Here is a 13,959-nt window from a genome sequence, read left to right as displayed (position 1 = left end):
GCATAGACAGCTGGCGCAGGCGGGCAGGGCGTCAATTCAGGTCTTTCAGCCTGAGTGGCGGGTCATATTCACGTGAGGCAGTCCTGCCTCAAGAAACTCTTCACTGACGACGGTAAAGCCGAAGCGTTCGTAAAACTCCACGGCTTGTACCTGACCACTGAGTTTTTGTTGCCTCAGATCACGTCGCTCGGCTTCGTTGATGACGGCGCTGAGCAGCGCTTCACCGACGTTCATGCCGCGCCAGTCCTTGAGCACTGACAGCCGACCTATTTCACCGTCCGGCAACAGGCGGGCTGTGCCAATGGCAAAGTCACCCTCCAGTGCCAGAAAGTGAATAGCGTCGATGTCTTCAGCATCCCATTCCAGCTCCGGCGGCACCGACTGCTCAGCAACAAACACAGCATCGCGTACACGGCGGATGTCAGCGTTGTCTTTGTGCCAGTCGGCAACACGCACGTTGGTTCTATTCATCGGCAAACCCCAGGCTTCCTTGTTTTACCAGCTCACAGAGCAGGTTGCGTCCTTCTTCATCGGCCAACCATTGGCCGAGGTTGTCACTGTGCAGGGCATCGGCAGCGCAGATCATTTTCAGCAGTTCCCGCAGGCTGCCCGGCAGCAGACGGCTTTGACCACTGGCGAACAGTAGCAGGTCGTCATCAACTTCGGACCACGCCAGACGTGCGCTTGGGTTGCGAATGAGAACTGCGCCCTGTTCGAGACTGCTCAGCAGGTCTTCTTCTTCCAGCTCCGGACCTGTTACCAGTTCCGGGTAGCGTGGTTCTGTCATGAACTGGCCGAACCAGGTCAGCAGCAGGCGCTCGTCGCCCATGTGTTCAGCCAGCAAGGCTTTCAGGCGGTCGAGCGCGTCGTGCTGGATCTGATGAGGATCGTTGGCCGGTTGGGCATCTGCATCCGTGTAGCGCTCTTCATCAGGCGTGAACTGGCTGAGGAAGTCGGTGAAGTGGGTCAGCACTTCGGCAGCGCTCGGGGCGCGGAAGCCGACCGAGTACGTCAGGCAGTCATCAACGGCGACGCCGCAGTGGGCGAGGCGCGGCGGCAGGTAAAGCATGTCGCCCGGTTCCAGCGTCCACTCTTCAGTCATCTGGAAGTCAGACAGGATTCGCAGGTCGGCGTGTTGCAGCAGCGGGCTATCGGAGTCGCACATCTGGCCGATCTGCCAGTGACGCTTGCCGTGGCCCTGTAGCAGGAACACGTCGTAGTTGTCGAAATGCGGGCCGACACCGCCACCCGGTGCGGCGAAGCTGACCATGACGTCATCGATGCGCCAGCTTGGCAGGAAGCGGAAGTTTTCCAGCAGTTCGCTGACTTCCGGCACGAACTGGTCAACCGCCTGAACCAGCAGCGTCCAGTCTTTTTCCGGCAGCTTGCTGAACTCGTCTTCCGCGAACGGGCCGCGACGCAGTTCCCATGGGCGCTCACCGTTCTCGATGACCAGTCGCGATTCGACCTCTTCTTCCAGGGCCAGGCCAGCCAGCTCGTCAGGATCGATCGGGCTCTGAAAGTCCGGCAGGGCCTGACGGATCAGGAGTGGCTTTTTCTGCCAGTAGTCACGCAGGAAAACGCGCGCGCTGATGCCGCCCAGAAGTTGAAGAGGAATATCAGGATTCATGTGTAACCTATTGAAAGTTTGTCTTTTCGAGACTGCAATAAAAACGCCCGGCATCGCCGGGCGTGTGCAATGGTTTCCGCAGATCAGATGCGCTTGGCTTGAGCTACCGCATTGCCGATGTAATTGGCCGGGGTGAGTTTGTTCAACTCGGCCTTGGCCTCGGCAGGCATGTCCAGCGTATCGATGAACGTCTGCAGGGCTTCAGGGCTGATGCCCTTGCCGCGTGTCAGTTCTTTCAGCTTCTCATACGGGTTTTCGATGTTGTAGCGACGCATGACGGTCTGAATCGGCTCAGCCAGGACTTCCCAGCAAGCGTCCAGATCGGCGGCGATTTTCTGCTCGTTGAGCTCCAGCTTGCTGATGCCCTTGAGAGTGGCTTCGTAAGCGATAACGCTATGAGCAAAGCCGACGCCCAGATTGCGCAGCACGGTGGAGTCGGTCAGGTCGCGCTGCCAGCGGGAGATAGGCAGCTTGCTCGCCAGGTGCTGGAACAGTGCGTTGGCGATACCCAGGTTGCCTTCGGAGTTTTCGAAGTCGATCGGGTTGACCTTGTGCGGCATGGTCGACGAACCGATTTCGCCAGCAATCGTGCGCTGTTTGAAGTAACCCAGAGAGATGTAGCCCCAGATATCGCGGTCAAAGTCGATCAGGATGGTGTTGAAGCGCGCAATGGCGTCGAACAGCTCGGCAATGTAGTCGTGCGGTTCGATCTGGGTGGTGTAAGGGTTGAAGCCCAGACCCAGCTCGTCTTCGATGAAGGCGCGCGCGTTGGCTTCCCAGTCGATGGACGGATAAGCCGAGATGTGTGCGTTGTAGTTGCCGACTGCACCGTTGATCTTGCCCAGCAGCGGTACCGCAGCGATCTGGGCGATCTGACGCTCCAGACGGTAAACAACGTTGGCCAGTTCTTTACCCAGAGTGGTCGGGGAGGCTGGTTGACCGTGGGTGCGCGACAGCATTGGAACGTCAGCAAAACGGATGGCCAGCTCGCGGATCGAATCAGCGATCTTGCGCATCAGGGGCAGCATCACATTGTCGCGGCCTTCGCGCAGCATCAGGGCGTGGGACAGGTTGTTGATGTCCTCGCTGGTGCAGGCGAAGTGGATGAACTCACTCACTTTGTCCAGTTCAGGGAGCTTGGCAGCCTGTTCCTTGAGCAGGTATTCCACGGCCTTGACGTCGTGGTTGGTGGTGCGCTCGATTTCTTTCACGCGCTCGGCGTGGGTGATCGAGAAGTCTTCCGCCAGCGTGTTGAGGATGGCGTTGGCTTCAGCTGAAAACGCTGGGACTTCAGTGATTTCAGGGTGTGCGGCCAGACGCTGGAGCCAGCGTACTTCAACCATGACGCGAAAACGGATCAGACCGTATTCGCTGAAAATTGGGCGCAAGGCCTCGGTTTTACCGGCGTAGCGGCCGTCAACAGGGGAAACCGCAGTGAGCGAAGAAAGCTGCATAGGGTGCTCTCGGACAGTCAGGCAACGAAAAGGGGCGCGTATCATACATGAAAACCAGGCTGGATCGGGTCGGCCTGACCAGCGTATGTCACGCGATGTTTGTCAGCAGTTTCTGCAAATGCGTGGCGAATCAGCCATGCATCAATGGGTACAGTTCTTTCAATAACTTGCGACGGCTTACGACCAGTTGCCAGCGATGGCCGCCATTTTGTCGCCACAGGCGAGCAGAGCGAATACCTGCCAACAGCAGGGCGCGGATTTTCGAGGCATTGCTCGGCTGTTGCAGGTTGCGCATGTCGCCATGCACCTGAATGCGCTGGCGCAGGGTACTCAGGGTGTCCTGATACAAAGCGCCACAGGCCGCGATAACGTTTTCGTGGGCGATGCCGAAGTGTTCAACCTGAGACTGGATTTGCGGCAGACGGTTGCCTACGGTTTGCAGCATGTCGTCGCGCTTGGCCAGTTGTCTTTCCAGGCCCAGCATCGACAGGGCGTAACGCAGAGGTTCGCGCTGCAGCGTCGACGGATCGCGTTCCAGTGCGCTGGCGAGGGCGCGGTAGCCTTCGCGCAGGTTCAGGTCGTCGCCACCGTAAACGTCCAGCGTGTCTTTGGGATCCTGCACCAGCAGGCTGCCGAGCATGCAGCCCAGGACTGCTTCGCTGCTCTGACCGGTCTTGGCTATGCGGTCTACCAGTACGGCGGCCTGAAATACGCCAGCCAGTGCGACCAATTGCTCCTGAATCGGGGTCATCAACGCTTGTCCTTGCTGTGCCAGGCTTCGGCGATTTCAATCACGCCGCCGCCCAGGCAGATTTCGCCGTCATAAAACACCACGGACTGGCCCGGTGTAACGGCGCGTTGCGGTTCTTCGAAGGTGGCGCGATAGCCGTCGGCGGTCTGCTCCAGCGTGCAGAGCTGATCGCTTTGGCGGTAGCGCACTTTAGCAGTCAGGCGACGCGGCGTGCTCAGGTCAATCGGGTTGACCCAGTAGATCTGCGAAGCCACGAGGGCCCGGGAGAACAGCCAGGGGTGATCGTTGCCCTGACCCACGATCAGCTCGTTGTTCTCAAGGTCCTTGACCAGCACGTACCACGGGTCATCGCTGGCGTCTTTCAGACCGCCAATGCCCAGGCCCTGGCGCTGGCCGATGGTGTGGTACATCAAGCCGCTGTGGCGACCGATGACTTCACCCTCGGTGGTCTTGATCTCGCCGGGTTGAGCGGGCAGATACTGGCGCAGGAAATCGGTGAAACGGCGTTCGCCAATGAAGCAGATGCCGGTTGAGTCTTTCTTTTTTGCCGTCGCCAGACCGTGTTTCTCAGCGATGGCACGTACTTCTGGCTTTTCCAGTTCGCCGACCGGGAACAGGGTCCGGGCGATCTGGTCGCCACCCACGGCATGCAGGAAGTAGCTCTGGTCTTTGTTCGGGTCCAGACCCTTGAGCAATTCGGTGCGGCCATCGATATCCCGGCGGCGCACGTAATGACCGGTTGCAATCAGGTCGGCGCCAAGCATCAGGGCGTAATCGAGGAACGCCTTGAACTTGATTTCGCGGTTACACAGGATGTCCGGGTTCGGCGTGCGACCGGCCTTGTATTCGGCCAGGAAGTGCTCGAACACGTTGTCCCAGTATTCAGCAGCGAAGTTGGCGGTATGCAGTTTGATGCCGATCTTGTCGCACACGGCCTGGGCGTCGGCCAGGTCTTCACGGGCGGTGCAGTATTCCGTTCCATCGTCTTCTTCCCAGTTCTTCATGAACAGGCCTTCCACCTGATAGCCCTGCTCCATGAGCAGAACGGCAGAAACCGAAGAGTCTACGCCGCCGGACATGCCGACGATGACGCGCTTCTGTGCAGTATCGGAAAGGGTTGAATCAGGCATAGGAATTCAATGGGTAGCTTCGAAAAGGACGCGATTCTAACAGGCCCGGCGGCGGGAGTCTCACGCCTTGTCGCGTAGCAGGTCGAGACTGAAGTGTTCGCCGTTCAGGTAATCGTCCACGCAACGCAGCACCAGCTCGCTGCGCCAGCGCTCCTGTTGGGCCACGAGTTCATCCCGGGTCAGCCACAGCGGGCCGAGGATGCCGTCGTCCAGTTGATACTCTGGATTGTGGCGCAGCGGTTTGGCGGCAAAGCAGATGCGCTGATAGGTCACACCGTTGCTCGGCGCGGTATAGAGATAAATGCCGATGACGCTGGTCAGTTCGACGTCCCAGCCGGTTTCTTCGAGGGTTTCGCGTACCGCGGCGCGCTGCAGGGATTCGTCTGGATCAAGATGCCCGGCAGGCTGGTTGAGTACTGCCTTGCCGCCCTTGAGTTCTTCTACAAAAAGGAATTTGCCTTGATCTTCGACGATCGTGGCGACGGTGACGTGGGCTTGCCAGTTCATGGGTGGTTGCTCCTCGGGTGGTGGAGTTGTAATGCTTTCCTGTAGGAGTGAGCTTGCTCGCGATAGCGTTCTGTCAGGCAATGAATGCTTTGAATGACAGAACGCTATCGCGAGCAAGCTCACTCCTACAGAAAATCGGGTGTCGCGCAAACACAAACCCCGGCACAAGGCCGGGGTTTGTGTGCAGCAAAAACCTTAGTTCAGCGAAGCAATCGCTGCGTTCAGGGTTGCGCTTGGGCGCATGACTTTGCTGGTCAGCTCAGGGTTCGGATAGTAGTAACCGCCGATTTCCGCTGGCTTGCCTTGTACAGCGTTCAGTTCGGCAACGATTTTTTCTTCGTTGTCGGCCAGGGTTTTCGCCACTGGGCTGAACTGTGCCTTGAGGGCTGCGTCGTCATTCTGGGCAGCCAGGGCTTGAGCCCAGAACAGCGCCAGGTAGAAGTGGCTGCCGCGGTTGTCGATGTTGCCGACTTTGCGCGAAGGCGACTTGTTGCGGTCCAGGAACTCACCGGTTGCCTGATCCAGAGTCTTCGACAGAACCAGGGCTTTCGGGTTGTTGTAGGTATTGCCCAGGTGCTCCAGGGAAGCGGCCAGAGCCAGGAACTCACCCAAGGAATCCCAGCGCAGGAAGTTTTCTTCAACCAGTTGCTGAACGTGCTTCGGAGCCGAACCACCCGCGCCGGTTTCGAACAGACCACCGCCGTTCATCAGCGGCACGATGGACAGCATCTTGGCGCTTGTGCCCAGTTCCATGATCGGGAACAGGTCAGTCAGGTAGTCGCGCAGTACGTTACCGGTGACCGAAATGGTGTCCTTGCCAGCGCGTGTGCGCTCCAGGGTGAACGCCATGGCTTCTACCGGCGACATCACACGGATATCCAGACCTGCAGTGTCGTGATCGGCCAGATACTTCTGGACTTTCTTGATCATCTCGGCGTCGTGAGCACGAGCCGGGTCCAGCCAGAACACGGCAGGGGTGTCGCTGGCGCGAGCGCGGTTGACGGCCAGTTTGACCCAGTCCTGGATCGGCGCGTCCTTGACCTGGCACATGCGCCAGATATCGCCTTCTTCGACGTTCTGTTCCATCAGCACCTTACCGCTGCTGTCCGATACACGGACAACGCCAGCAGTGGCGATCTGGAAGGTCTTGTCGTGGGAGCCGTACTCTTCAGCTTTTTGCGCCATCAGGCCAACGTTTGGCACGCTGCCCATGGTGGTCGGATCGAAAGCGCCGTTTTTCTTGCAGTCGTCGATCACAGCCTGGTAGATGGTTGCGTAGCAACGATCCGGGATCACGGCCTTGGTGTCCTGCAGTTCGCCAGCAGCGTTCCACATTTTGCCCGAGTCACGGATCATTGCCGGCATCGATGCGTCGACGATCACGTCGCTTGGCACGTGCAGGTTGGTGATGCCTTTGTCCGAGTTGACCATTGCCAGTGGGGCGCGTGAGGCGTACACGGCCTGGATGTCAGCCTTGATTTCAGCCTGTTTTTCGGCAGGCAGCGCGCTGATACGGTCGTACAGATCGCCGATACCGTTGTTCAGATTGAAGCCGGCCTGCTTGAGTGCATCGGCGTGCTTGGTCAGCGCGTCCTTGTAGTACTCAGCGACGATCTGGCCGAACATGATCGGGTCAGAGACCTTCATCATGGTGGCTTTCAAGTGAACCGACAGCAGCACGCCTTGTGCCTTGGCATCTTCGATAGCCGAGGCGATGAAGCTGCGCAGCGCTTTGGTGCTCATGACCGAAGAATCGATGATCTCGCCTTCTTTCACGGCGGTCTTTTCTTTCAGAGCGGTGGCTGTGCCGTCTTGAGCGATCAATTCGATTTTGACGTTATCGGCAGCGCCGATCAGAACGGCCTTTTCACTGCCGTAGAAGTCGCCATTGCTCATGTGGGCAATGTGGGATTTCGAGTCTGCAGCCCAGGCGCCCATTTTATGCGGGTGCTTGCGAGCGTAGTTCTTGACCGACAACGGTGCGCGGCGGTCCGAGTTGCCTTCACGCAGAACCGGGTTCACGGCGCTGCCTTTGGTCTTGTCGTAGCGTGCACGGACGTCTTTTTCCGCGTCTGTGCTTGGCGACTCAGGGTAGTCAGGGATCTTGAAGCCCAGGTCTTGCAGTTCTTTGATGGTCGCCTTGAGTTGAGGGACCGAGGCGCTGATGTTTGGCAGCTTGATGATGTTGGCTTCTGGTGTGGTAGCCAGCTTGCCCAGCTCGGCGAGGTGGTCGCCGATTTGCTGATCAGCGCTCAGGGATTCAGGGAAGCTGGAAAGAATGCGGCCCGCCAGAGAGATGTCTCGCGTTTCAACGTCGATATCAGAGGAGGCAGTGAAGGCTTCGATGATAGGAAGAAGCGAGTAGGTGGCGAGTGCTGGAGCTTCGTCGGTAAAGGTGTAGATGATCTTCGAACGGTTGGACATTTCGTATGAACTCTCTGTTTTGCTGAGCATGCACAAAATCTCGATGCGCGCAGGGTATGCACTTTGCTCGCAGTCTCTTTTTCTTGAGCCTGAGTCGAGGTTTATTCGCGATGATGATGGTAGGTGCATCAGTCGAGCGTCAAGCGGTCGGACGGCAGTTGCTGCCCAACGCATACAAGGGCGCAAAGTCTCTTTCCAGACTGGTTCGCCCCTATGACCCGTTAGTCACGGCGGGAGTATATCAAACCCTTGGCGCTAAGCATTAATGCTAAGCGCTCCATGTCGCACAAGGTATTGGCCGTTGGTCGAGGTAGGCGGGAAGCGCGGGCTCGCGGTACACGCGCAGAGCATCTGTAAACAGGCGTTACAAACGAAATCGGCCGGTTCAGATAACGGAACCGGCCGATTTTTCAGGATTGGCGTATCTGGCAGGTTTTCGGATCAGGCGGTGACCTTCTCCTGCACTCCTGCCCGGGTGGTGACAGGGCTGGGCGACCCTGCTGGCTCATTTGTGACTGCTGCCTTGATCTCTGTAGCATGCATTCCCTTGGGGCCCTGGATGATTTCAAAGTTGACGGGCTGACCTGCCTTGAGGGTCTTGTAACCGTCCATTTTGATAGCAGAATAGTGGGCGAACAGGTCTTCGGTCTTCCCGTCCTCCACGATAAAGCCATAGCCTTTCGCATTATTGAACCATTTGACCTTACCGCTATACATAGTCATATCCTTCTGCAAAGGACTCCGTTGGGAGTATCATCAACCTCATCCGCCGGACCGAAAAAAATTTTGGTTGACTGCGCGGACCCTTTTTACCCAATGTGGGTTCTATTGTTTGTAACACTGATTAGCCGATAGTCAAGGTCACGCGGCGGTCCATTTGAAAACCGGTCAGACTGCGACTCATTATTCAATCCGCCCTTTACGAACTTTTCTTTCCATGCATGCAATCAGCAAGATTCGACTAATATCAAATCAGGACAGTCCGGATTCCCATGAGGATGACGCGGCTGGCATCGCGGTTCAGGATGCCAAGCCGACATTACAGGCGCCGCCGATGTACAAGGTGGTTTTATTTAATGATGATTACACCCCGATGGATTTCGTTGTCGAAGTGCTCGAGGTGTTCTTCAACCTGAATCGTGAGCTGGCAACCAAGGTCATGCTGGCCGTCCATACAGAGGGGCGGGCAGTATGTGGATTGTTTACCCGCGACATCGCCGAGACCAAGGCAATGCAGGTCAACCAATACGCCAGGGAAAGCCAGCATCCGCTACTCTGTGAGATCGAGAAGGACGGTTAATCGCCGACCACTTGGGTATGAGGTGAAGCTATGTTAAACCGTGAGCTCGAAGTCACCCTCAATCTGGCCTTCAAGGAGGCTCGTTCGAAACGTCATGAATTCATGACTGTCGAGCACCTTCTGCTGGCTTTATTGGACAATGAGGCTGCCGCCACTGTTCTGCGTGCCTGCGGCGCAAACCTCGATAAGCTCAAGCATGATTTGCAGGAGTTCATCGACTCCACCACGCCGCTGATTCCCGTCCATGACGAGGATCGCGAGACCCAGCCAACCCTGGGCTTCCAACGCGTCCTGCAACGTGCTGTATTCCATGTACAGAGCTCGGGCAAGCGTGAAGTCACCGGCGCAAACGTGCTGGTTGCAATTTTCAGTGAGCAGGAAAGCCAGGCAGTGTTTCTGCTCAAGCAGCAGAGCGTGGCTCGCATAGATGTCGTCAACTATATTGCCCACGGCATATCCAAAGTGCCTGGGCAGGGCGATCACTCTGAAGGTGAGCAAGATATGCAGGACGACGAGGGTGGTGAGTCTTCTGCTTCAGGTAATCCGCTGGATGCGTATGCCAGCAACCTTAACGAATTAGCGCGTCAGGGGCGTATTGACCCTCTGGTCGGCCGTGAGCAGGAAGTCGAGCGAGTCGCGCAGATTCTGGCGCGTCGGCGCAAGAACAACCCGCTTCTGGTAGGCGAGGCTGGTGTCGGCAAAACCGCTATTGCTGAAGGTCTGGCCAAGCGCATTGTGGACAATCAGGTGCCTGATCTACTGGCCAATAGTGTGGTGTATTCCCTTGATCTGGGAGCACTGCTGGCGGGCACCAAATATCGCGGTGATTTCGAGAAGCGCTTCAAGGCGTTGCTCGGCGAGCTGAAAAAGCGTCCTCACGCGATCCTGTTTATCGATGAAATTCACACGATCATTGGCGCAGGTGCTGCGTCCGGTGGTGTGATGGATGCGTCTAACCTGCTCAAGCCGCTGCTTTCGTCAGGTGATATTCGCTGTATCGGCTCGACGACCTTCCAGGAATTCCGTGGCATCTTTGAAAAAGATCGGGCTTTGGCCCGGCGCTTCCAGAAGGTCGACGTCTCGGAGCCGTCGGTTGAAGACACCATCGGCATCCTGAGAGGCCTCAAAGGGCGTTTCGAGTCGCATCACGACATCGAGTACAGCGATGAGGCGTTGCGTGCCGCTGCTGAACTGGCATCGCGCTATATCAATGACCGTCACATGCCCGATAAAGCGATCGACGTGATCGACGAGGCAGGGGCTTACCAGCGCTTGCAACCGGTCGAGAAGCGCGTGAAACGTATCGAAGTGGAGCAGGTTGAAGACATCGTCGCGAAAATCGCACGAATTCCGCCTAAACACGTCAACAGCTCCGACAAGGAGTTGCTGAGGAATCTTGAGCGAGACCTGAAGCTGACCGTATTTGGTCAGGATGCGGCGATCGATTCACTGTCCACGGCGATCAAGTTGTCTCGTGCCGGCCTGAAGTCACCTGACAAACCAGTGGGTTCGTTCCTGTTCGCCGGTCCTACCGGTGTCGGCAAGACCGAAGCCGCTCGTCAGTTGGCCAAGGCGCTTGGTATCGAGCTGGTGCGTTTCGACATGTCCGAGTACATGGAGCGGCACACTGTTTCTCGCTTGATCGGCGCTCCGCCAGGTTATGTCGGTTTTGATCAGGGCGGTCTTCTGACCGAAGCGATCACCAAGCAGCCGCATTGCGTGCTGCTGCTCGATGAAATCGAGAAGGCGCATCCGGAAGTTTTCAACCTGCTCTTGCAGGTGATGGACCACGGGACGCTGACCGATAACAACGGGCGCAAAGCGGACTTCCGTAATGTGATCGTGATCATGACCACCAACGCTGGTGCTGAATCGGCGGCCCGGGCTTCGATTGGCTTCACTCATCAGGACCATTCGTCTGATGCGATGGAAGTCATCAAGAAGAGCTTCACGCCTGAGTTCCGCAACCGTCTGGACACCATCATTCAATTTGGTCGCCTCAGTCATGAGGTCATCAAAAGCGTGGTGGACAAGTTCCTCACCGAGCTTCAGGCGCAGCTGGAAGACAAGCGTGTGCTGCTTGAGGTGACCGAGGCGGCGAGAAGCTATCTGGCACAAGGTGGTTACGATGCCGCAATGGGTGCCCGTCCAATGGCGCGTTTGATCCAGGACAAGATCAAGCGTCCGTTGGCCGAGGAGATCCTGTTTGGCGAGCTGGCCGACCATGGCGGTGTGGTACACATCGACTTCAGGGACGGCGAGATCACCTTCGACTACGAAACCACAGCAGAAATGGCCTAGGTCTTACCGGCCCACCAAAGCCCCGCATCTCGAAAGAGGTGCGGGGTTTTTTGTTGTGTACAGATTGACGGTGTTGTTGGCGCTGCGCTGTGTTGCAGCCAACACAGAACTGTAGGAGCTGCCGAAGGCTGCGATTGCGAGGTTTCAGAATGAACGCTTCGCAGTATTCGGCAGCTCCTACAGGATGACGAGTTTTTCCATAAAAACCGGGCACACAAAAACGCCCGGCAGAAGCCGGGCGTTTTTGTTAAGACTTGCTTATCGAGCGCGGTAAGTAATGCGCCCTTTGCTCAAGTCGTAGGGCGTCAGTTCAACACGCACCTTGTCACCGGTAAGAATACGGATGTAATTCTTGCGCATCTTGCCGGAGATATGCGCGGTTACGACGTGCCCGTTTTCCAACTCCACACGAAACATGGTGTTGGGCAGGGTGTCGACGACAGTGCCTTCCATTTCGAAGCTGTCTTCTTTCGACATGCAGTAAAGCCCTCGGTATCTAATGAGTGGCCCGGTGCAAGTGGCGCCAGGCAAAAGCGGCGTGCATTGTGCCCGAAAAATGCCGGTTAAGCCAAGGTCTTCAATAAAGAGTGATCCATCTTTGGTTTGTCAGCAGCTCGATGGGCCGATATTGGGTCTTGTAATTCATCTTTTGGCAGTTCTTTATCCAGTAGCCCAGGTACACCGCATGCAGCTGCTGGCGTGCAGCTTCGGCGATTTGCCACAAAATGGCGTAGCGCCCCAGACTGCGGCGTTCTTCAGTGGGTTCGTAGAAGGTATAAACCGCAGAAAGGCCGTTGGGCAGTACGTCGGTAACAGCGACTGCCAGCAGGCGATTATCCAGGCGAAATTCATAGAATCTGCAGAACGGCAGGTCGCGTACTAAAAAAGTCGAAAATTGATCGCGGCTAGGTGGAAACATGTCGCCGTCAGCATGGCGCTGTTCGATGTAGCGTTGGTAGAGGTCGAAATATTCTTCAGTAAAACGCGGTTTAGTGCAGCGCACTTCAATGTCGGCGTTGCGTTTGAAAATACGCTTTTGTTGCCGGTCAGGCGAAAAAAGATCGACCGGGATGCGCGCAGGCACGCAAGCACTGCAGTTTTGACAATGGGGTCGATAAAGATGGTCGCCGCTACGGCGAAAGCCCATGTCCGAAAGATCGGCGTAAACTTCCACGTCCATCGGCTGGCTGGGGTCCAGAAACAGCGTGGTGGCTTGCTCTTCCGGCAAATAGCTGCACGAGTGGGGTTGAGTGGCATAAAACTTCAGCCGTGCCAGCTCTGTCATGATTGCCCCCGCCGCAAAAAATAAATCGTTATCAAGAGTGTATGTCAGCCTGCTGAACTCGCCTAGGCAGCCAGTCGGCGTTATTAGGCTGATCCAGATGCCGAGTCAGGAAATCGGAAAACGCTTTGCGTGAAATGGGCCTGGCACCGAAGCTTTGCAGGTGACTGGTATGCATCTGGCAGTCAATCAGCACGAATCCCCAGGCTTTCAAGCGCTCCACCAGTGTGGCAAAGCCAACCTTGGAGGCATTGTCAGCCCGACTGAACATCGACTCGCCAAAAAACAGCTGCCCCATCGCCAGTCCATAAAGCCCGCCAACCAGCACGTCGTTTTCCCACACTTCGACACTGTGGGCGTAGCCGCGTTGGTGCAATTCCAGATAAGCGGCCTGTATTGAGCCGGTAATCCAGGTGCCGTCAGCGTAGGCACGTGGTCCGGCGCACGCCCGTATCACCTCCGCGAAATTCTGATCGAAGGTCACGCGATAGCGCTCCTGACGTATCAGTTTGGCAAGGCTGCGTGAAACATGGAGTTCATCAGGGAAGATCACGGTTCTTGGATCGGGTGACCACCAGAGAATGGGCTGCCCATCCTGAAACCAGGGAAAGCAGCCATGACGATAAGCCTGCACCAGTCGGTCGGCAGACAGATCGCCCCCTGCTGCGAGCAGGCCATCGGGTTCACGCAAGGCTTTTTCCAGCGGCGGAAAAATCAGGTTGTCACGTTTTAGCCAGGTCAGCATAGGGCAGCACTTTACGGAAGGGGAGGGCGGGGGAACCAGCGCGATTGCAACTCCATACGGCAGTCGTGGTCATAATCGGTCGTCTGTCGCACGCAAGCGTCTTGCGCGTGCTCCTTTATACGTGAAGCCGTATGGACAATTGATCGTTCGGTTAAAAAATACGGCATAAGTCTTTGTCACAAAAGAGAATGCATGCTCAAATTCAACGTTTGCGGCGGGGCTTGAAGATGGGCCATGTCCACGCCAGACTAATGTTTGGCGAGCAGCGGGCGTTTGACCATCAGCCAAGGCTGGCTTCGTCCGACAGCACAATCCGAAACTACCCGGCCAGAACGCCGTTTACAAGGCAGGATGCTACCGTGGCATCAGGCGTACAAATCCGTACAATGCGCGCTTTGCAAGCTGCCGTTCAAGCTGTATGGCATGGCAAATTGT

13 protein-coding genes are annotated in these 13,959 nt (G+C 56.8%); 2 read left to right on the top strand and 11 right to left on the bottom strand.

Going from position 1 to position 13,959, the window contains the following annotated elements; genetic code table 11:
* Positions 1-45: 45 nt before the first annotated feature.
* The 8 genes from K3169_RS20025 to cspD form a co-directional block, all read right to left on the bottom strand.
* Positions 46-471 carry a GNAT family N-acetyltransferase gene (locus K3169_RS20025; RefSeq protein ID WP_027899401.1) on the bottom strand — a complete coding sequence of 142 codons (426 nt, stop codon included), beginning with the start codon at positions 469-471 and terminating at the stop codon, positions 46-48.
* Positions 464-1,630, bottom strand: a complete 1,167-nt coding sequence (locus tag K3169_RS20020) for a cupin domain-containing protein (RefSeq protein WP_099271219.1) — start codon at positions 1,628-1,630, stop codon at positions 464-466. The genes K3169_RS20025 and K3169_RS20020 overlap by 8 nt, the downstream gene beginning before the upstream one ends.
* Positions 1,631-1,713: 83 nt before the next feature.
* Positions 1,714-3,084: an adenylosuccinate lyase gene (gene purB / locus K3169_RS20015; RefSeq protein WP_027899403.1), complete on the bottom strand. Its 1,371-nt coding sequence runs from the start codon at positions 3,082-3,084 to the stop codon at positions 1,714-1,716.
* 130 nt (positions 3,085-3,214) lie between these two features.
* A complete protein-coding gene (hflD, locus tag K3169_RS20010; RefSeq protein ID WP_027899404.1) occupies positions 3,215-3,835 on the bottom strand; it encodes a high frequency lysogenization protein HflD in 621 nt (206 codons plus the stop codon).
* Positions 3,835-4,965, bottom strand: coding sequence for a tRNA 2-thiouridine(34) synthase MnmA (gene mnmA, locus K3169_RS20005; protein WP_263267653.1), 1,131 nt, complete (start codon positions 4,963-4,965; stop codon positions 3,835-3,837). The genes hflD and mnmA overlap by 1 nt, the downstream gene beginning before the upstream one ends.
* A 60-nt stretch (positions 4,966-5,025) precedes the next feature.
* Positions 5,026-5,472 carry an NUDIX hydrolase gene (locus K3169_RS20000; RefSeq protein WP_263267651.1) on the bottom strand — a complete coding sequence of 149 codons (447 nt, stop codon included), beginning with the start codon at positions 5,470-5,472 and terminating at the stop codon, positions 5,026-5,028.
* Between the two features lie 195 nt (positions 5,473-5,667).
* Complete coding sequence (locus K3169_RS19995) at positions 5,668-7,896, bottom strand: NADP-dependent isocitrate dehydrogenase (protein WP_263267649.1); 2,229 nt, start codon at positions 7,894-7,896, stop codon at positions 5,668-5,670.
* A 441-nt stretch (positions 7,897-8,337) separates the two neighbouring features.
* Positions 8,338-8,619: a cold shock domain-containing protein CspD gene (cspD, locus tag K3169_RS19990; RefSeq protein WP_027899408.1), complete on the bottom strand. Its 282-nt coding sequence runs from the start codon at positions 8,617-8,619 to the stop codon at positions 8,338-8,340.
* 214 nt (positions 8,620-8,833) lie between these two features.
* Between cspD and clpS the strand changes: the two genes are divergently transcribed.
* Together clpS and clpA are read left to right on the top strand one after the other, a co-directional pair.
* The gene (gene clpS, locus K3169_RS19985; protein WP_027899409.1) at positions 8,834-9,196 is read left to right on the top strand and encodes an ATP-dependent Clp protease adapter ClpS; all 363 of its coding nucleotides are present in this window, start codon (positions 8,834-8,836) and stop codon (positions 9,194-9,196) included.
* Between the two features lie 30 nt (positions 9,197-9,226).
* Positions 9,227-11,497, top strand: a complete 2,271-nt coding sequence (gene clpA / locus K3169_RS19980; protein WP_263267646.1) for an ATP-dependent Clp protease ATP-binding subunit ClpA — start codon at positions 9,227-9,229, stop codon at positions 11,495-11,497.
* Between the two features lie 258 nt (positions 11,498-11,755).
* On the opposite strand, the gene infA is transcribed toward clpA, so the two are convergent.
* The 3 genes from infA to aat all read right to left on the bottom strand — a co-directional run bounded on the left by infA (position 11,756) and on the right by aat (position 13,524).
* Complete coding sequence (gene infA, locus K3169_RS19975; protein WP_002553999.1) at positions 11,756-11,974, bottom strand: translation initiation factor IF-1; 219 nt, start codon at positions 11,972-11,974, stop codon at positions 11,756-11,758.
* Between the two features lie 100 nt (positions 11,975-12,074).
* Positions 12,075-12,782 (bottom strand): arginyltransferase, encoded by a 708-nt coding sequence (locus tag K3169_RS19970; protein ID WP_027899223.1) that lies wholly within the window; start codon positions 12,780-12,782, stop codon positions 12,075-12,077.
* Positions 12,783-12,813: 31 nt separating this feature from the next.
* The gene (gene aat, locus K3169_RS19965) at positions 12,814-13,524 is read right to left on the bottom strand and encodes a leucyl/phenylalanyl-tRNA--protein transferase (protein ID WP_263267644.1); all 711 of its coding nucleotides are present in this window, start codon (positions 13,522-13,524) and stop codon (positions 12,814-12,816) included.
* Positions 13,525-13,959 lie beyond the last annotated feature (435 nt).

Origin of the sequence: Pseudomonas phytophila (genome assembly GCF_025643095.1) — a bacterium.
Lineage (GTDB): Bacteria > Pseudomonadota > Gammaproteobacteria > Pseudomonadales > Pseudomonadaceae > Aquipseudomonas > Aquipseudomonas quasicaspiana.
This window is presented reverse-complemented; position numbering and strand designations above follow the sequence as displayed.